The following is a 19,406-nucleotide window of genomic DNA, read 5'->3' on the forward strand; positions in this document are numbered from 1 at the left end:
TATGTACGGCACAAATCCCATACGCCAGCCGATACAAGGCGACGGCATGACGCTCAACGTTCAATCCATATTTGCGACGTTGCAGGGCGAGGGTATTTATGCGGGATGGCCTGCTGTTTTCGTCCGTCTCGGCGGCTGCAATCTCACCTGTAAGTTTTGCGATACCGAATTTGAAAGCTTTACTTCCATGACGCTGGATGCTGTGATGCAGCGCGTGAAAGAGCTTGCGCAAAAGGATGGAAAACGCATTCGCGGGCTGGTGGTGATCACAGGCGGCGAACCATTTTTGCAGCCCATAGGTAGATTATGCGAAGCGCTCGTCGCGGAAGGTTTCAAAGTGCAGATTGAAACGAACGGAACGCTTTACCGCGAACTTCCGCAGGAAGTGGATATTGTCTGCTCGCCTAAGAATAATGGCAAAGGCTATTTTCCGGTGAGACCGGATTTACTTGCACGTATAGGCGCATTCAAATTTATTATTTCGGCCCATAATCCAGATTACAGTGATATCGCCGAAGTGGGGCAGGCTGAAAGCGGAGTGCCGGTGTATGTGCAGCCGATGGATGAATACGATGCTGCGAAGAATGCGGCGAATCTACAGCGTGCAACAACGTTGGCGATGGAGAACGGCTATCGCCTTTCAGTGCAGCTGCATAAAATAACGGGAATCGAATGAACAAAAAAGCAGTATTGTTGCTAAGTGGCGGGCTGGATTCCGCAACGGCGCTCGCGATGGCGAAAGCGCAAGGGTTCGAGGTGTATGCGCTGAGCTTCCGCTACGGCCAGCGGCATGAAGTGGAACTGCGTGCGGCACAGCGCATTGCAAAAACACTCGGTGCAAAGGAACATAAGATCGCGGAAATCGACCTGCGCCTGTTTGGCGGCTCAGCGCTTACAGCTGACATCGACGTACCCAAGCATGATTCCGCAGAAGAAATTGGCGAAGGCATTCCTATCACCTATGTTCCGGCGCGTAACACGATCTTCTTGTCCTTCGCGCTCGCCTGGGCGGAAGTGCTGAAAGCCTATGATATTTTTATCGGTGTAAATGCTGTCGATTATAGCGGTTATCCTGACTGCAGGCCGGAATTCATTGCGAGCTTTGAAGATATGGCGAATAAGGCAACGGCTTATGCTCTGGAAGCCAACCGCCATATCACCATCCATACACCGCTGATTCACTTGACAAAGGCGCAGATCATCAAGGAAGGCCTGACGCTCGGTGTAGATTACGGCATGACCATCAGCTGCTATGATCCAAAGCTCGAAGGTAAAGGCTGCGGCCACTGCGACAGCTGTCTGCTACGTGCCAAGGGATTCCATGAAAACGCAATGACCGATCCGGGAGTATGATATGAGTAAGAAAAAAGAAAATCTGGGGTTGCTGGGTAACCAGGTGCGCGGATTTGCATCGCCGGAAGAGGCCGTGCTCGAAGTAGTAAAGAATCCGCATCCGGATGTGGACTACACTGTACGTTTCACCTGTCCGGAATTCACTTCCATCTGCCCAATCACAGGCCAGCCAGATTTTGCACACATCGTGATCGATTATGTGCCAGGCAAGACGCTCATCGAAAGCAAGGCACTGAAACTGTTCATGGGCTCGTTCCGCAACCACGGCGCATTCCACGAAGATTGCACGGTTTACATTGCAAAGCGTCTTATCAAAATCATGAAACCGAAATGGCTGCGCATTGCAGGTTACTGGTATCCGCGTGGTGGCATCCCGATCGATATTTTCTTCCAGCAGGGCAAACTCCCCGAAGGCGTCTGGGTGCCTGAAACAGGAGTAGCGCCGTATAAAGGCAGGGGCTAACAAGCGTCATCCCGCTGCCTGACAGCGGGATCTCTTTGCACTTGCATGAGATACCGCGATTAAATCGCGGTATGACAAAAATCTTTTAAGGAATATGAATTGCGGTCAGGAGACCGCATGCTTTAGTCGCCGAAGGCGTTAGGTTCATCGCGTAGGCAGGCCAGTAGGCCGAAGCGGGAACGAAACAATTTTATTTTAGATGCAATGCACACACTAGCGTGAACAGCCTGCGGGCGGTTTCGCTATCCATATTCACGCGTTCTGCCGTCAGATTGGTGAGCAGGTCCGCGCCTTCGTTATGCAGGCCACGGCGGCTCATATCGATGGCTTCAATCCTCTGCAGGTTACCACTTTTTACCGCGTCGAAATAGCTTTCGCAGATCAGGAAATAATCGCGGATCAGACTGCGAAACGGTGTAATGATAATGGGGACGACCACCGGCGTTGAAACGGCAGGGGAGGTGACGCTCAGCGTAATGCGGCTTTTGGCAGTGCCGAGTACAATATTATACGGGCCTTCAATATTGTTTCCGTCTGCATCTTTGACGATGAAATGATTCCACTCGATGAGGTCGTTGATGGCAACGTTGCGCTCATGCTCAATTTCATCGGTACGCCGCGTGATACTCGATTCGTCAACTTCTATGCTGGCAATGTAACTTGTGCTCATAACCGAAGCGTAACGGATAATGCATGTGCAGGCAACCCTTCCGTATCCGCAAGCAATGCCGCGTCCGCACCGATCTTTTTGACGGATGTTGCGTCACAGCCGATCAGCGACGTGCGCTTCAGGAAGTCGTAAACCGAAAGGCCGGAGGAGAAACGTGCCGTGCCTGAAGTCGGCAGCACATGTGAAGGTCCCGCAACATAATCACCCACAGCTTCGGGTGTATGGCGGCCAAGGAAAATAGCACCCGCATGGCGAATAAGTTTTGCAAGCGCGTCCGGATTTTCCACGGCAAGTTCCAGATGTTCCGGCGCTATGGCGTCTACAATCCGTGCAGCATCCTGCACCAGATCTTTAGCAATGATAATGGCGCCATACTGTTCCCACGATGCGCGGGCGATCTCTGCGCGCGGCAGAAGGAATAGTGCAGATTCTACCGCTTTCTCCACGGCGCTGGCAAACGCAGCATCGTCTGTGATCAGCACGGACTGTGCCATACGGTCATGCTCGGCCTGTGAAAGCAGGTCCGCGGCAATCCATTCGGGTTTATTCTGATTATCTGCTACGACGAGAATTTCAGAAGGGCCGGCAATCATATCGATGCCGACCTTGCCGAATACCTGGCGCTTGGCTTCGGCAACATAAGCATTGCCTGGGCCGACGATCTTATCGACCGGCGCAATGGTTTTAGTTCCGTAAGCAAGTGCGGCCACGGCCTGTGCGCCGCCGATACGGTAGATTTCCTGTATACCTGCAATACTCGCTGCCGCAAGCACAGCCGGATTAATTGCCCCATCGGGAGTAGGTACCACCATCACAAGGCGCTTCACGCCTGCTGTGATAGCAGGAACGGCATTCATCAGTACGGAACTGGGGTAGGAAGCCGTACCGCCGGGAACATAAAGCCCTACTGCATCGATGGCATTCCAGCGCCAGCCGAGACGCACACCTTCTGCGTCCGTATATTCCAGATTCGGTGGCAGCTGCTTTTCGTGATAGCTGCGGATGCGTTGCGCTGCATGTTCAAGCGCGGAGATGATGCTATTGCCGCATTTGGCACGTGCATCGCGAATCTCTGCGGCGCTGATGCGGATAGTTGCCGTACTGGGTTTGAACCGGTCGAACTGCTGCGTATACTGAATGAGCGCATTATCCCCTTCACTGCGGACTTTTTCGATGATGTCGCGTACGATAGCGCTGACATCGCGCTCAGTGGTTTCACGCAAATCCAGAAATTTGCGGAAAGCTTCGTCGAATCCATCTCCAGCCGTGTTGAGCTTATTAACCACCGACCGCCTCCCTGAATTTGCCGATCCATGCATTCATCTCTTCGCTACGGGTTTTGAACGCCGTGCGATTAACGATGAGGCGGGAAGAAACGTCGATAATCTTTTCCACTTCCACAAGCCCATTAGCCTTCAGCGTCGCGCCGCTGCTGACCAGATCCACAATATGCTGGCACAGGCCGAGTTTCGGCGCGAGTTCCATGGCGCCGGAAAGCTTGACGCATTCTGCCTGCACGCCGCGCTGCGCAAAATAGCTGCTGGTAATATGCGGATATTTCGTGGCGATGCGGATATGGCTCCAGCGCGTGGGGTCGTCATCACGCGCGTTTTCTGCGAGTTCTGCAACGGACAGGCGGCACTTGCCGATACCCAGATCGAGCGGGGCATAAATATCGGGAAAATCGAACTCCATCAGCACATCGCTGCCTGCAACGCCAAGATGCGCCGCACCGAATGCAACGAAGGTCGCTACATCAAAACTGCGCACGCGTATGATGGAAAGTCCCGCGATATTCGTGGTGAACTGAAGCTTGCGGCTGCCGTCATTGAAGAAATCCGCTTCCGGTTCGATCCCGGCGCGCTTCAGTAGCGGCTGAAGCTCTTCCAGAATGCGGCCTTTGGGCACGGCAAGAATAGTGTTGTCCGTCGTCATTATTTGATCCGCTCGATTTGCGCACCGCAGGCCGACAGCTTTTCTTCCAGCCGTTCATAGCCGCGGTCCAGGTGGTAAACGCGGTTGATGATCGTATCGCTTCTGGCGGCGAGCGCTGCGATAACGAGTGATACCGAAGCACGCAGGTCCGTCGCCATCACTTCGGCCCCCATAAGGCGCGGTGTGCCGCGAATCATGGCCGATGCGCCGTGCACGTTGATGCGTGCGCCCATGCGCATAAGTTCAGGCACATGCATGAAACGATTTTCAAAAATCGTTTCGGTAATCATGGAAGCGCCTTCGGCTACCGTCATCAATGCCATGATCTGCGCCTGCATATCCGTCGGGAAACCGGGATAAGGCTGCGTCATGACGTCAACACCGTGCAGGCCGTTCTTGCGTGCGACCAGCACACCATTTTCAGTCGGGGAAATAACCACTCCGGCTTCGGAGAATTTTTCCACGGTCGAGCCGAGAATATCCAGATGGATGCCCAGAAGTTCTACACTCCCACCGGTAATCGCTGCAGCTGCGGCATAAGTACCTGCCTCAATACGGTCGGCAATCACGCGATGTTGCGCAGCGTAAAGCGTCTGTACGCCCTGAATCGTAAGCGTATCCGTGCCGATGCCATCAATATGTGCGCCCATTTTAACGAGGCAGTGCGCAAGATCGCTGACTTCGGGTTCGCGCGCGGCATTGCGAAGGATGGTTTCGCCGTCCGCAAGCGCAGCGGCCATCAGGAGATTTTCCGTTCCTGTCACCGTAACGGTATCGAACGTGATATCCGCGCCGCGCAGGCGGCCTTTAACATGCGCATTGATGTAACCATCCGCAAGCTCAATCATCGCGCCCATCTGCTCCAGCGCTTTAAGATGCAGATCGATCGGACGCGTGCCAATGGAACAGCCGCCCGGCAGCGAAACTTTCGCCTGGCCGAAACGGGCGAGCAGGGGGCCGAGCACCAGCACGGAGGCGCGCATCGTGCGCACAAGATCATAAGGTGCGGTGAAATTATTAACGGCAGCGGCATTAAGCCCCAGCGTGCGCCCGAAACCGAGCGCGCCAGTTGCTTTTTCATCCATATGCAGTGTCACGCCGTGCTGGACGAGCAGGTTCGCCATCGTCACCACATCGGCAAGGTAGGGAATATTGGAGAGCTTCAGTTCCTGTTCGCTCAGAAGACAGGCGGCCATCAGCGGCAACGCGGCGTTCTTCGCGCCACTGATAGGAATGACGCCATTGAGCGTTTTACCGCCGCGTATACGTATCTTATCCATTAATCATCTCTAAAAATCGTCGGGAATCTCGTCCACCGTTATAGTGAAGAAATCTGCCCAAATCAATGCGATTTGTTACCGTTTTGGTATGCCTTTTCGTGCCAGTTCATCGGCGCGCTCATTAAGCGGATCGCCGTTATGACCTTTGACCCAGTGCCACTGCACATCGTGCTTACGGGCGGCTTCATCCAGTAACTGCCAGAGATCGGCGTTTTTGACGGGTTTTTTGTCCGCTGTGCGCCAGTTGTTCTTTTTCCATCCGAAAATCCAGCCGGTTATACCCTGGCGGACGTAATTGCTGTCCGTATAAAGGTTAACTTTGCAGGGTTTTTTGAGTGAATTAAGCGCCTCAATGGCTGCCATAAGCTCCATGCGGTTATTGGTGGTTTCCGCTTCACCGCCGGAAAGTTCTTTTTCCCTGTCATTATAAAGCATGACGGCACCCCAGCCGCCGGGACCGGGATTGCCCGAACATGCGCCGTCCGTGTAAATCGTCACAAGAGGAAGGGAAGCCTCGCTCATGCGTGCCCGCCAGACTTTTGCAACAGGGCCAGAAATGCGCCGGCGGCACGAATATCTTCCAGTAGCTTTTCCATGCGGGCTTCTTTCTCGTCGTCCACTCCCCACTGGGCGGTTTCAAAACTTTCTTCCAGATGGCTCGCCTGAAAGGCGCGATCCGCATCCAGCACCCCTTCAAGAAAAGCCAGGGCGATCACAATAGAAGAAAGCGGTTTGACAACGCTGGCGAGTACAGCCAGATGCCATATGTCATATTGCCGCAAATGTGCTTCCAGCTTCGAGCGATTTTCGGGAGGCTGGGGGATAGGCATGATGCCATCCGTGATCTGCAACTGGAGCGAAAGCGTGTTCTTTGCCCATCGTACCAGCGGATCGAGAATATCTTGCTGCAATGCGGAAAGTTCAGGAATATTGCCGGCGCGGTAGCAGATCTGGTCCGTATCGCAATAGGCAAGAATATCATCTACTAGCTGCGGTCTTTGATGCGATGCAATATCAATGGCGATGCAGGCGATCTGCGTGAGCGGCATCAGCTCTTTACGCGGTGTATTACCCTGGGCACGCCATTCCTGGGCTACCATATCCGCAAGTGTGGCATTCGGCAGAGCCAGTGTCCTGCCGCGCGGTGTCATCAACGGCTTGCCGTCACATAATAATGTCAAATTCTCGACTGAAATCTTTTTCATTGTTCTTAGCTACCACTCCTGTTTATTATGGCAACCGGAAAGGTAACCCCTATGGCTAAAATTGATCCTGAAAATACGATTGCGTTCATGGGCGTCGCGGGAGCGAATGCCGATCTGGCATGCCGCCAGAAATATCCCTATATGCAGACGCTTTCCTGCGCCTCGTTTGAAGATGTCTTTCAGGCGGTGAGCCAGGGCAAGGCAAAGTTTGGCATGATCCCGATTGAAAATTCCCACGCGGGCCGCGTGGCGGAAATCCATCAGATCCTGCCGAAAACGGATTTGCGGATCGTGGCGGAGCATTTCCAGCGTATCGAGCATTTCCTGCTCGCCCCCAAAGGCGCAAGCCTCTCCACCGTTAAGGAAGTTTACTCACATCCGCAGGCACTGATGCAATGCCGCGATCATTTGCGTAAATTGGGACTGGAACCGCACTCTTATTCCAACACGGCCAAGGCGGCAGCGGATGTCGCCCAGTGGAATGATCCGTCAAAGGCAGCTATTGCTTCCACGTTGGCGGCGGAGCTTTACGGACTGCAATGCCTTAAAGAGCATATCGAGGATTCCAAGGATAACGTCACCGTGTTTGTGACGCTTGCGCGTGAGCCGGTGGAACTGGATACGGCCACCAAGGTTTTAACGACAATGCTGTTCACAGTGCGCAATATTCCGGCGGCGCTTTATAAAGCGCTTGGCGGTTTTGCGACCAACAGCATTAATATGATTAAGCTGGAAAGCTATATACCGGGCGGCATCTCCGCCGCCGCGCAGTTCTTCCTGACCGTGGAAGGGCACCCGGACGACCGCCTGATGCGTCTGGCGCTGGAAGAGCTGAAGTTCTTTTGTGAGGAAGTCAGCATCATAGGTGTCTATAACGCCGATGCCGAAAGGTATAAATAATATGCTCAAGAAAATAGCCGTGACGCTGCTGACGCTCACGGTTGCGGCTTCCATAAGCAATCCGGCTTTCGCACGCCGCAGTAGCTCAGGCCATAGCAGCAGCGGACATCACAGCTCCTCGCACCGCTCTTCCGGACATGCTAAGAAGGTCAAATACGAACCGTATAAAAGTCCGCAAAGATATAAAGTAAGGCATTGCAAGAAAGCAGGGTGCTATAAAAAGCATCCCGAGGGCAGCTATCTCGTTTATCCAAAATAATCCGGCGTATGTTTTCGGGGCCTGGCGTGTGCCGGGATCAGGTCAGGCCACCAGTTTTTTTATGATATTCGTGGTGCTGTAACCTTCTTTCAAAGGCACCAGAACCACTTCTCCACCATAACTTTCCACCAGTTCGTGACCGACAACCTGGTGCTTCTGGTAATCTGCGCCTTTGGCAAGCACATCAGGGCGCAGGGCTTCCAAGAGCCGCATAGGCGTGTCTTCGCCAAAGATCACCACCATATCGACCACGGAGAGCGAGGCCAGCAGCAATGCGCGCTCCATTTCGCTGTTTACCGGCCTGCTTTCACCTTTAAGGCGTTTGACGGAAGCGTCGCTGTTGAGAGCCACGATCAGCCGGTCGCAATGGCTTTTCGTGCGGTTGAGAATCGCAAGATGACCGGAATGGATAAGATCGAAACAGCCGTTCGTGAAGCCAACTTTACGCCCCTCGCGCTTCCACTTCTCCACTTGGACGATAGCATCTTCCAGCATGAGAATCTTATGCGTGCCGCCGGTCTTTTCCTGCACGAATAACTCGGTCTTGAGATCCTGCGCGGCAATAGTAGCAGTGCCAAGCTTACCCACCACAACGCCTGCGGCAGTGTTGGCGAGGATTGCGGAATCCAGCAATGGCATGCCTGAAGCGATGCCGAGCGCCAGCGTGGCAATGGCGGTATCGCCTGCGCCGGAGACGTCGAACACTTCATGGGCCCGTGCCGGAATATGATGCACATTACCGTCGCGGCTGACGAGCGACATGCCGTCCTTGCTGCGTGTGACCAGGATATGCTCAAGGTCATGCGACTGGATCAACGCCTTTGCTGCGCTAATAATATCGGCTTCGTTCTTGAGCTCGCGATGAGCGGCAACGGAAAGCTCGTGAAGGTTCGGGCTGATGAGCGTTGCACCGGCATAAACGCCGAAGTCACGCGATTTCGGATCGACGATCACCGGTTTATTCTTCGCTTTGGCTGCGGAAATAATACCCTGCAGTACCGCACGCGTGAGCAGGCCTTTGCCGTAATCGGAGAGGATGATAGCATCCACATTATCAAGCTCGCTTGCCACGGCGTCCAGCACACGGCGCTCCGTATCCTCGCTGATGGCGCTCACCACCTCTTTATCCGCGCGAAGTACCTGGTGCGATCCGGCGACGTAGCGAGTCTTGGTCGTTGTCAGGCGGTTGCTTTCGGTCAGCATATAGGGCAGTACATTGCGTTCCTGACCGATCATGGATGCGATATCATGACCGACCTTGTCGTGGCCGATAACCGAAACCAGCACCGTGTTCGCGCCAAGTGATACGATGTTACGCATCACGTTACCCGCCCCGCCGAGCATGGTCTTTTCTTCCTTAATACCGAAAACGGGAATCGGCGCTTCCGGCGAAATTCTTTCCACGACGCCGTACACAAACTGGTCGAGCATGATATCGCCGACGCAGAGAATGCGGATCTTGCCGAAATTATCGACGACGGAATTATAATAATCGGACATCGAAATACCCCTTTGAAGTTGCGGGTTTTATACATGAACCAGCTGCCGGCGGCAACTAATATCACTAAATTTGGAATATTATTGTTGTTATACAGTATTTTGATGTGCTTTGCCTGATATTTTTGCGCCTAATGTTTTTGCCTGAGGGAAAAACTGGCTGTTTGTGTATTATGGCAGAAATTTCATATTTGCAGAGTTGAATGTGTATATTGGAAATGTTACCCTTAAGTGAATTTGCTCGCACTTTTAAGGTTATATCTATGTTGTTGAGAGTGTGAGCATAGGCTTGGCGCAATATACGATGCGCTAAGTACCTACAACTCCCACGAAGGGGGGGTATTATGCTGGGAACAGCAAGGAAGTTTGCCATAAGAATGGCAAGCCAAGTGCTGTGTTTCGTCTGCTTCAATGGCTTGGATGAAGCGCAGCGGTGCAAAAAAACAAGCGCCTGCATTGAGGCAGGTGCAGGTACGCCGTATCACCACCTAGACTGCTGCCCGTTCTAGTAAAAATGGCACTGGATCATCCTTTCAGGGGATTGTTAGGTGCCATTTGGGCAGCAGTAGATTTTAAAACGCAATGCACTCACAAGTGCCAAATTATATAGCGCTAATTTTCCTTTATAGCCGATTTTGCCTTGGCAAGCGCTTTGCCGCGCCCGGAAAGCGAAGGATTATGCATGAAATAATCATGTGCCGAGAAACTCTTTTCGTTGTGCGGTGTTTTAATGTATTCCCCTGAAGGTTGCAGTGACCATGAGTTTTTATGGTCGTTCAGGTTAGCCACCATGATCTGCCCCATGATCTGGCTGTGCACGGTGGGGTTCTCAATTGGCATCATCGCCTCAACGCGCCAATCGAAATTACGCGGCATCCAGTCGGCGGAGGAGAGATAAACCTTGGCGTCTGGGGAAGGCATGGGGTTGCCGCCGGAGAAACAGAAAATGCGCGCATGTTCCAGAAAACGCCCGATCACGCTTTTCACACGAATATTTTCTGAGAGGCCTGGAACGCCTGGACGCAGGCAGCAGATACCGCGCACAACCAGGTCGATTTGCACTTTGTGCTGTGATGCATTATAGAGCGCTTCAATAATCTCCGGGTCGACCAGCGCATTCATCTTTGCCCAGATAGCGGCAGGTTTTCCGGCTTTTGCGTGCTCCACCTCATCTGCAATCAGCTTCAGCAGCTTCTTGCGCATATCGGTGGGCGCAATAATCATCTTTTTCAATGACTGCGGCGGCGCATACCCCGTCAGGAAGTTAAAGATCTGTGCCACGTCATGACAAATAACCTTATCGCAGGTAAACAGCGATAAATCCGTGTAAATCTTGGCCGTAGCGGGGTGATAGTTGCCGGTGCCGAAATGCACGTAAGAACGCAGTTTGCCTTCCACATGGCGCGTGACGAACGACATTTTGCAATGCGTTTTCAGATGCACGAAACCGTAGACCACCTGTGCACCTGCGCGTTCCAGGTCGCGCGCCCATTTGATATTAGCTTCCTCATCGAAGCGGGCTTTGAGCTCCACCACCGCCGTGACTGACTTACCGGCTTCTGCCGCTTCGATCAGCGCCTGTACAATAGGGGAATCCTGGCTCGTGCGGTAAAGCGTCTGCTTGATGGAAACCACGTCCTTGTCGGCAGCAGCCTGGCGCAGAAACTGTACGACAACATCAAAACTTTCGAACGGATGGTGTACGACCATGTCCTTGGCTTCAATAGCGGCAAAATAATCACCGCCGAAGTCCGTAATGCGTTCCGGGAAACGCACGGTATATTGGGTGTATTTCAGGTCCGGGCGGGGAAGCGCATAGATTTCTGACAGGTTCGAAAGACCAATCATGCCTTGTGAAGAGACGATATCGGCTGATTCCACCTGCATTTGGGTCAGGATGAACTGTTTAAGATTTTCAGGTGTTCCTGAAGCGATTTTGATGCGGATAACACGACCGCGTTTACGGCGTTTTACGGCTCTTTCAAAATAGCGCACAAGGTCGTCACCTTCGTCCGCTACGTCCAGATCGGAATCGCGCACAATGCGCAGCAATGTGGAAGCCAGCCGTTCAGAACGGGGAAATAACTCTTTGAAATTCAGTTCAATAAGGTCTTCCAGCCGGATCAGGCGAATATGATGCGGATGCTTTTTGTTTGAAGGAGGTAGTTGAATGAAGCGTGCCAGTTTTTGCGGGAATGGCACCACGGCAATCTGCTCCGTTTTCTTCTTGGCGCCGCGCGCAAGCAGGAAGAGCTGGGCCAGCCCCAGATTAGGCAGGAAAGGGAAGGGATGCGCCGGGTCGATGGCGATAGGCGTGAGTACCGGAAATATATTTTCCAGGAAGTGCTTCTTCAGCCAGTTGATTTCACTGGTGGAAAGTTCGTTCAGGTCGGTAATGCGGATATGGTGTCCGGTTAGCTCTTCCTGCAGTTCTTTCCATATTTTCTGCTGCACTGTGGTGATGTTATGGATTTCATTGTTGATCTTCGCCAGCTGCTCGGCGGTCGTAAGCCCGTCATCACTCACCAGCGAGGACTGGGCACGGATATGATCCATGAGCCCCGCCACCCTGACCATAATGAACTCATCAAGGTTTTTGGAAGAAATCGACAGGAAATTGACGCGCTCGAGGATCGGGTTTTCCTTGTTTGCAGCCTGCTCAAGCACGCGGGAATTGAAGGCAAGCCAGGAGAGCTCGCGATTGAGAAAAAGGGCCTGCGGTTCAGAGCGGTTATGCGACATAAATCCTATGTTTAGATACCTAGCTTATGCTATATATAACATAATCTTGTAAGGCTTGCGAGTCCAGTATCTTATGAGAAATAAAGCTAAAGTGTCATATAAAATTCATAAATAGAAGGTTGCCTAAACCGCACTTAGGCATAAAATGCTTGCGTCTTGCCTGTTCAGTTGTCGGAAACTTAAGTTGTTTCCCTGAACGGCTATAGCCAGCATGCATATACGTTGCCTGCGGCTTCGTTTGTGTCTTGCTGACCGAAACAAGACTAGGCCCCCTTGTCCAGAACGATTTGGGAAGGGAGGTGTGCGTGCAATGTTGAAACGGATTATTGCATCTATTCTGCGTCCGCGTTTGCCCGGATGGACTTGCATCTGTGGCAAAGTAAACTCTGACGCAGCAATGAGCTGCACGAGCTGCGGCCGATAATGAATAATGAAACGGCGGATCAGTACCAGGCCGGCGTTTCAGCGGTGGCTCCTTGGTCGTCTCCTGAGGGGGATGTGCCAAGGGGTCATCTGCTAAAAGATGCTGCTGGTAAGAACCCAAGATTGTTGAACAGTGCGCTTGACACCGGGAAGCTTTGCCCTTAGAGTCCGCAAAATTCGACGGAGTACACCCCTAAATGTTAAGAGAGAATAACGAACTGCCTTCACATATGAACGCAGCCTTGTTGCTTGCGGACGGAACAATATTTTATGGAAAGGCGCTGGGCGCCGCCGGAACGGTTTTCGGGGAAATTTGCTTCAATACAGCAATGACCGGTTACCAGGAAATCATGACGGATCCTTCCTATAATGGCCAGATCGTTACTTTTACTTTCCCCCATATCGGCAATGTCGGTTGCAACGCGCAGGATATAGAAAGCGATTCCGGCAGGCATCTCGGAGCATGCGGGCTTGTAGTGCGCCAGGGGATCACGGAACCCTCCAACTACCGTGCTACGCTGCATTTCGACGACTGGCTGATTAAAAAGAAAATTACGGGTATCAGTGGAGTGGATACGCGCGCGCTGACCCGTCATATCCGCAAGAACGGTGCGCAGAATGTAGCGATTATAGCAGGCTCAGAACCGCTCAGTATGCAGAAACTGCAGCAGGCATATGAAGAACTGAAACGCCATCCTTCACTTAAAGGTATGGAACTGGCGAAGAAAGTGACGGTTGCAAAACCGTACGAATGGATCGAACCGCGCCTCCTGCTGACGGGCAGCAAACCGCAGACCATCAAACATCATGTGGTGGCGGTCGATTACGGTGAGAAGCTCAATATTCTGCGCTGTCTGGCAAGCCTGGGCTGCAAGATAACAGTTGTTCCGGCGGAAACGTCGGCGGAAGAAATTCTGGCGCTGAAGCCGGATGGCGTGTTCCTGTCCAACGGTCCCGGCGATCCGGCAGCGACCGGCCAGTATGCGGTTCCGGTGATTCGTAAGCTTGTGGATTCCGGCCTTCCGGTGTTCGGTATATGTCTGGGTCATCAGATGCTGGCGCTGGCGCTCGGGGGCAAGACGGAAAAGATGCATCAGGGCCATCGTGGCGCAAACCATCCAGTAAAACATCTGGAAACGGGCAAAGTTGAAATCACCAGCCAGAACCACGGCTTTGTGGTGAGCGAAGATCTGCCGCCGGAACTAGAAGTGACGCACCGCTCGCTATTTGACGGCACAATCCAGGGACTGAAGCATAAGAGCAAACCGGTTTTCTGTGTCCAGGGCCACCCGGAAGCTTCCCCAGGGCCGCATGATAGCCTGTACCTGTTCGAGAAGTTTGTGGGAATGATGAATAATGCGTAGAGAGGCATTCTATATAGCATTTATTCTACTGCTGACGGGTTGCCAGCAAGCTACGAGCATGCGTTTAAATGCTCAGAAACCAGAACAATATAAAGTAGTTTTTAAAGAGCCGGATTCCACTACACAGCCCGCAGAAGTGCTGGAATATATGACAGAAGAGTCTAGGAGGGTATGTCCTAATGGCTTCGATAAAAAAGCAGATGATACGGATGTAGAAGATACGTTCGGCGGATTGAATGTAATCCATACATGGAAAATAGAATGTCTGTGATGGGTGATGTAAGTGTTGTCATGATGGATAAACGGATAAGGTCGTAGAAATGCCAAAAAGAAGTGATATAAAATCCATTTTGATTATTGGTGCGGGTCCCATCATTATCGGTCAGGCCTGTGAATTTGACTATTCCGGCACCCAGGCCTGTAAAACGCTGAAAGCGGAAGGTTACCGCGTCATTCTCGTCAATTCCAATCCGGCGACCATCATGACGGACCCGGAGCTGGCGGACGCAACCTATATTGAACCGATCACCCCGGAATTCGTAGCCAAGATTATTGAAAAAGAACGCCCCGACGCATTGCTGCCGACCATGGGTGGCCAGACCGCGCTTAACTGTGCAAAAGCGCTTGCAGAAAACGGCACGTTGAAAAAATTCGGCGTTGAGATGATCGGTGCTAAGCTCGAATCCATTGATAAAGCGGAAAACCGCCAGCTCTTCAATGAAGCGATGGAACGCATCGGTCTGAACGTAGCGAAGAATGCCGTTGTGCATACGCTCGAAGAAGCAAAGAAAATCCTGCCGCATGTCGGCCTGCCTGCAATCATTCGTCCGTCCTTCACCATGGGCGGCACGGGCGGTGGCATCGCTTATACGGAAGAAGAGTTCGAGCAGATTGTCACGAGCGGTCTGGATGCATCGCCGACCACGGAAGTACTGATTGATGAATCATTGCTCGGCTGGAAAGAATACGAGATGGAAGTGGTGCGCGACAAAGCGGACAACTGCATCATCATCTGCTCTATTGAAAACGTGGATCCGATGGGCGTGCATACGGGTGACTCCATTACGGTGGCTCCGGCGCTTACACTCACGGACAAGGAATACCAGATCATGCGTGACGCATCGCTCGCGGTGCTGCGTGAAATCGGCGTGGATACGGGCGGCTCGAACGTGCAGTTCGCGGTGAACCCAGCCAATGGCCGCATGGTGGTGATCGAGATGAACCCGCGCGTGTCGCGCTCCTCGGCACTGGCTTCCAAGGCAACGGGCTTCCCGATTGCAAAAGTCGCGGCAAAACTCGCAGTGGGCTACACGCTCGACGAAATCCTCAATGACGTCACCAAAGTAACGCCTGCGTCCTTCGAGCCTTCGATCGATTATGTCGTGACCAAAATCCCGCGCTTTACGTTCGAGAAATTCCCGGGCACGGACCCCACGCTGACCACCGCAATGAAATCCGTGGGCGAAGCAATGGCAATCGGTCGTTCCTTCCAGGAGTCGATGCAGAAAGCACTGCGTTCGCTGGAAACCGGCCTGACCGGCTTAAACGACCGTCCGGGCACGCTGGAAGATCTGCGTAAATCCATGGCGATCCCGACCCCGGAACGTATCTTGCAGATTGCGCAGGCGCTGCGTCTGGGCATGAGCGAAAAGGAAGTGCATGAGATCACCAAATACGATCCGTGGTTTGTCGAACAGCTTGCGGAAATTGTAGCGGCAGAAGAGAAACTCAAAGCTCTGATCGCGCAGAAAAATACTCCGGAGCAAGCTCTCATTGCATTGAGCAACGAAGGAATCTACCTGAAACAACAGGGATTCAGCGATGCCCGTATAGCAGAGCTTTGCGGCTGCCAGGCAAAGGATATCGCAGCGCTGCGTAACAAATACAATATTCATCCCGTCTATAAGCGTGTGGATACCTGTGCGGCGGAATTCGAATCCGTTACGCCTTATATGTATTCCACATACGAAGCGCCGAGCGGCAATATTGTGCAAGGCAAAGCAGGCTTGACCAGTTGCGAATCCAATCCGACCGGACGCACGAAAGTGGTGATTCTCGGCGGCGGACCGAACCGCATCGGGCAGGGGATCGAGTTCGACTATTGCTGCGTCCATGCGGCATATGCGTTGAAGGATGCCGGTTTTGAAACCATCATGATCAACTGCAACCCCGAAACGGTTTCGACGGACTATGACACATCCGACCGCCTGTATTTCGAGCCGCTGACAGCAGAAGACGTGATCGCGATTGTCCGCAAGGAACAGGAAAACGGCAAGCTGCTCGGCGTAATCGTGCAGTTCGGTGGCCAGACGCCGCTGAAGCTCGCCAAGCATCTGGAAGAGGCAGGCATACCGATCATCGGCACCTCACCCGATTCGATCGATCTTGCGGAAGACCGCGAGCGTTTCCAGCAATTGCTGCATAAATTGGGCCTGCGCCAGCCTGCCAACCATATCTGCCATTCCGCCGCTGAAGTGGTGGAGCAGGCGCAGAAGATCGGTTACCCGGTTGTGGTGCGTCCGTCTTATGTTCTGGGCGGCCGTGCAATGGCGATTGTGCATGACGCTGAAACACTGAAAAAATATACGCAGGAAATTATCCATTCGTTTGGCGACGGTCCGATCCTGATCGACGGTTATCTGAAAGACGCCATCGAAATGGATGTGGATGCGCTGGCGGACGGCAAGGATGTCTATGTCTCCGGCATCATGGAGCATATCGAGGAAGCGGGTATCCATTCCGGTGACTCTGCCTGCTCGCTGCCGGCTTATTCTGTTTCTTCCGCAGTGTTAGAAGAAATTGAGGCGCAGACCATCGCGCTGGCAAAGGAATTGAAGGTTGTCGGCCTGATGAACGTGCAGTTCGCGGTCAAAGACGATGTTATCTATATTCTGGAAGTAAACCCGCGCGCATCCCGTACTGTGCCGTTTGTTGCGAAGGCAACGGGCGTTTCGGTGGCCAAGCTTGCTGCCCGTATCATGGCAGGTGAAACCTTGCGAAAGGTCATGAAAGATGCGGGAGTCCATGCCGATGCCGCAGGCGATGAAATTGTACAGGAAGTCCTGCGTAGCGGCACCGGAGGCAGCATCAGTATTCCTCTGGCGAAGAAACGTCACTTCTCGGTAAAAGAAGCCGTCTTCCCGTTTGCGCGCTTCCCCGGCGTGGATGTGATTCTGGGACCGGAAATGAAATCCACCGGCGAAGCGATGGGCATCGATACCGATTTCGCGCGTGCATTTGCCAAAGCGCAGATCGCAGCGGGTACGCACCTGCCTTCCAAAGGCAAAGTATTTATCTCGGTCAAGGAATCCGACAAACAGCCTATGCTGGCGGCAGTAGGAAAGCTTTTGCAGATGGGATTTGAGATCGTTGCTACAAAAGGCACTGCTCAATTCCTGGAAGGTAACGGCTTGAAAGTCTCGCGCATCAATAAAGTGTATGAAGGCAGCCCGCATATCGTGGATATGATCAGGGAAGGAGAGATCGCGCTCGTAATCAACACGACTGAAGGCGCGAAATCCATTGCCGATTCATTCAGCATCCGCCGTACAACGCTACTGGGCAAGATCCCTTACTCCACGACGCTCGCAGGCTCGCGCGCGCTGGTGCAGGCGATCGAGGCCATGCGCGGTAACGGCTTGACGGTATGCCCGCTGCAGGATTATTTTGCAGCTTAGTTAACTGCACCGGTATAGGCTATGCGTCTGGTCATTCTGGCGATCCTGCTTCTGGTGCTGCCCGCCTCGATATGCGGTGCGACGGAACAGGAAAACAAGATCGTCATTATCAGGGGAAAGAAGTTCTTCCCGCTTGGTAATGCGCGCCACCGCTATGGCAATAGCAAGGGCATGCCAATGCCGGAAAATAAATATATGCATGATTCATTCCGCTCGGAGAAGCGCGTAGGAAAATCCCGCATTGTGACTCCCCAGAAAAATGAGGCCGGCAAAACCGATGCGATTGTCAAAGGCGCTGCCGCTTCCGCGCCACACCCTAAAACGCCTGATGCACCGAACGCGGCAGCTGAAGCTGCAGCAGCGGCCAAGGCCGCTTCCGGACAAACTCAGCTTCCCAGTCAGCCACAGCCTTCTAGCCCCCGTACCCCCGCTTCGGACGTGCTTTCCATTTTCGAGCCGGAAGGCCAGCAGACGGCCACACCACCCCCTGTAAAGTAGGAATATATGGATTATTACTCAGTAATCGGCCGTTTCGCCCGAATGATGCCCGCAGAAACCGCACATAATGCAGCCATTGCGGCTTTGAAGAACGGCCTGGTGCCGCCAGCACGTAAGGCGGAGTTCCCCTCGCTTGCGTCCGAAGTATTCGGGCTTTCATTCGCAAGCCCTGTCGGTATGGCCGCGGGATTCGATAAACATGCTGAAGCAGTGGACGCTTTGCTGGCGCAGGGATTCGGCTTCGTAGAAGCGGGCACGGTGACGCCGTTGCCCCAGTCCGGAAATCCGAAACCGCGCCTGTTCCGCCTGCCGGAAGATGAAGCCGTGATCAACCGGTTTGGTTTCAACAGCCACGGAATGCATGTATTTGTGAAGAACCTGGAGAAACGCAGGCGGGCGGGAATCGTCGGCGCGAATATCGGCAAGAATAAGGATTCGCTGGATGCCGTGCATGATTATGCCACGCTGCTGGAAGGCGTGTATGATAAGGTGGATTACATCACCGTCAACATTTCCTCGCCAAACACGGTAGGCTTGCGTGACTTGCAGCGCAAAGAGGCGCTTTCCGGGCTGGTGATGGAGGTGGAAAACCGCCGCACGAAACTCGCGCTGGCGCATAAGAAACGCAAACCTTTGCTTTACAAGATTGCGCCCGATCTCTCTGACCGCGATAAGGAAGATATTGTCGAAGTGGCGCTGGCGCATAATATCGACGGGCTGATCGTCACCAACACTACCGTTTCACGTCCGCTGGGCCTAAGCAGCTGCCATGCGAACGAGACCGGAGGTTTGAGCGGAAGGCCCCTGTTTGAGCTTTCCACGCAGACACTGCGCGATATTTACCGCCTGTCGGAAGGTAAGATCCCGCTGATCGGTGTAGGGGGTATCGGCTCGGCGGAAGATGCCTACACAAAGATCAAGGCAGGTGCTTCGCTTGTGCAGCTCTATACGGCCCTCGTCTATAAAGGATTTGGGCTGGTACGCGAGATTAATGAGGGGGTTGCCGGGATGCTTCAGCGCGATGGCTTTAAGCATATCCGCGAAGCTATCGGGGCGGAACATCGTTAATTTCAATTAATAGATATCCGTTAATATAATATTAACGAATTCGATCTAATATGGGCTTCCTCTCACATCAAA

18 protein-coding genes are annotated in these 19,406 nt (G+C 53.1%); 10 read left to right on the plus strand and 8 right to left on the minus strand.

All coding sequences use genetic code 11. The features are described 5' to 3' along the window. Nucleotide 1: 1 nt before the first annotated feature. Genes VFT64_02840 through queF form a run of 3 tightly spaced genes read left to right on the plus strand, consistent with a single transcriptional unit; the run spans nt 2 to nt 1,816 of the window. Nucleotides 2–676 carry a 7-carboxy-7-deazaguanine synthase QueE gene (locus VFT64_02840; GenBank protein HEU5046758.1) on the plus strand — a complete coding sequence of 225 codons (675 nt, stop codon included), beginning with the start codon at nt 2–4 and terminating at the stop codon, nt 674–676. Then, nucleotides 673–1,353, plus strand: coding sequence for a 7-cyano-7-deazaguanine synthase QueC (queC, locus tag VFT64_02845; protein ID HEU5046759.1), 681 nt, complete (start codon nt 673–675; stop codon nt 1,351–1,353). Before VFT64_02840 ends, queC begins: the two co-directional genes overlap by 4 nt. A 1-nt stretch (nt 1,354) precedes the next feature. After that, the gene (queF, locus tag VFT64_02850; protein ID HEU5046760.1) at nt 1,355–1,816 is read left to right on the plus strand and encodes a preQ(1) synthase; all 462 of its coding nucleotides are present in this window, start codon (nt 1,355–1,357) and stop codon (nt 1,814–1,816) included. A gap of 190 nt (nt 1,817–2,006) precedes the next feature. On the opposite strand, the gene VFT64_02855 is transcribed toward queF, so the two are convergent. The 6 genes from VFT64_02855 to VFT64_02880 all read right to left on the minus strand — a co-directional run bounded on the left by VFT64_02855 (nt 2,007) and on the right by VFT64_02880 (nt 6,906). Then, the gene (locus tag VFT64_02855) at nt 2,007–2,486 is read right to left on the minus strand and encodes a UPF0262 family protein (protein HEU5046761.1); all 480 of its coding nucleotides are present in this window, start codon (nt 2,484–2,486) and stop codon (nt 2,007–2,009) included. Continuing rightward, entirely contained in the window at nt 2,483–3,772 is a 1,290-nt protein-coding gene (gene hisD, locus VFT64_02860; protein HEU5046762.1) for a histidinol dehydrogenase, read from the minus strand. Before hisD ends, VFT64_02855 begins: the two co-directional genes overlap by 4 nt. Continuing rightward, nucleotides 3,765–4,421, minus strand: a complete 657-nt coding sequence (gene hisG / locus VFT64_02865; protein ID HEU5046763.1) for an ATP phosphoribosyltransferase — start codon at nt 4,419–4,421, stop codon at nt 3,765–3,767. Before hisG ends, hisD begins: the two co-directional genes overlap by 8 nt. Beyond that, nucleotides 4,421–5,701: a UDP-N-acetylglucosamine 1-carboxyvinyltransferase gene (gene murA / locus VFT64_02870; GenBank protein HEU5046764.1), complete on the minus strand. Its 1,281-nt coding sequence runs from the start codon at nt 5,699–5,701 to the stop codon at nt 4,421–4,423. Before murA ends, hisG begins: the two co-directional genes overlap by 1 nt. A 75-nt stretch (nt 5,702–5,776) precedes the next feature. Further along, entirely contained in the window at nt 5,777–6,223 is a 447-nt protein-coding gene (gene rnhA, locus VFT64_02875; GenBank protein ID HEU5046765.1) for a ribonuclease HI, read from the minus strand. Beyond that, complete coding sequence (locus VFT64_02880; protein HEU5046766.1) at nt 6,220–6,906, minus strand: ATP12 family protein; 687 nt, start codon at nt 6,904–6,906, stop codon at nt 6,220–6,222. Before VFT64_02880 ends, rnhA begins: the two co-directional genes overlap by 4 nt. A 51-nt stretch (nt 6,907–6,957) precedes the next feature. On the opposite strand from VFT64_02880, the gene VFT64_02885 reads away from it, so the two are divergent. Together VFT64_02885 and VFT64_02890 are read left to right on the plus strand one after the other, a co-directional pair. Beyond that, nucleotides 6,958–7,806: a prephenate dehydratase gene (locus VFT64_02885; protein ID HEU5046767.1), complete on the plus strand. Its 849-nt coding sequence runs from the start codon at nt 6,958–6,960 to the stop codon at nt 7,804–7,806. 1 nt (nt 7,807) lies between these two features. After that, a complete protein-coding gene (locus VFT64_02890; protein HEU5046768.1) occupies nt 7,808–8,065 on the plus strand; it encodes a hypothetical protein in 258 nt (85 codons plus the stop codon). A 42-nt stretch (nt 8,066–8,107) separates the two neighbouring features. On the opposite strand, the gene rfaE1 is transcribed toward VFT64_02890, so the two are convergent. Both rfaE1 and VFT64_02900 read right to left on the minus strand, forming a co-directional pair. Then, the gene (gene rfaE1 / locus VFT64_02895; GenBank protein ID HEU5046769.1) at nt 8,108–9,565 is read right to left on the minus strand and encodes a D-glycero-beta-D-manno-heptose-7-phosphate kinase; all 1,458 of its coding nucleotides are present in this window, start codon (nt 9,563–9,565) and stop codon (nt 8,108–8,110) included. A gap of 609 nt (nt 9,566–10,174) precedes the next feature. Continuing rightward, nucleotides 10,175–12,304, minus strand: a complete 2,130-nt coding sequence (locus VFT64_02900) for an RNA degradosome polyphosphate kinase (protein ID HEU5046770.1) — start codon at nt 12,302–12,304, stop codon at nt 10,175–10,177. A 620-nt stretch (nt 12,305–12,924) separates the two neighbouring features. Between VFT64_02900 and carA the strand changes: the two genes are divergently transcribed. From carA to VFT64_02925, 5 genes are read left to right on the plus strand one after another with little or no spacing between them, the layout of a single operon-like run. Further along, on the plus strand, nt 12,925–14,091 hold the full coding sequence (gene carA / locus VFT64_02905; GenBank protein ID HEU5046771.1) for a glutamine-hydrolyzing carbamoyl-phosphate synthase small subunit: 1,167 nt from the start codon (nt 12,925–12,927) through the stop codon (nt 14,089–14,091). Continuing rightward, entirely contained in the window at nt 14,084–14,362 is a 279-nt protein-coding gene (locus tag VFT64_02910; GenBank protein HEU5046772.1) for a hypothetical protein, read from the plus strand. The genes carA and VFT64_02910 overlap by 8 nt, the downstream gene beginning before the upstream one ends. A 49-nt stretch (nt 14,363–14,411) precedes the next feature. Further along, nucleotides 14,412–17,768 carry a carbamoyl-phosphate synthase large subunit gene (carB, locus tag VFT64_02915; GenBank protein HEU5046773.1) on the plus strand — a complete coding sequence of 1,119 codons (3,357 nt, stop codon included), beginning with the start codon at nt 14,412–14,414 and terminating at the stop codon, nt 17,766–17,768. A gap of 21 nt (nt 17,769–17,789) precedes the next feature. After that, complete coding sequence (locus tag VFT64_02920; protein ID HEU5046774.1) at nt 17,790–18,266, plus strand: hypothetical protein; 477 nt, start codon at nt 17,790–17,792, stop codon at nt 18,264–18,266. A gap of 6 nt (nt 18,267–18,272) precedes the next feature. After that, a complete protein-coding gene (locus VFT64_02925) occupies nt 18,273–19,334 on the plus strand; it encodes a quinone-dependent dihydroorotate dehydrogenase (protein ID HEU5046775.1) in 1,062 nt (353 codons plus the stop codon). Nucleotides 19,335–19,406: the final 72 nt, after the last annotated feature.

The sequence above is a fragment of the Rickettsiales bacterium genome (assembly GCA_035765535.1).
Lineage (GTDB): Bacteria > Pseudomonadota > Alphaproteobacteria > Rickettsiales > JABCZZ01 > JABCZZ01.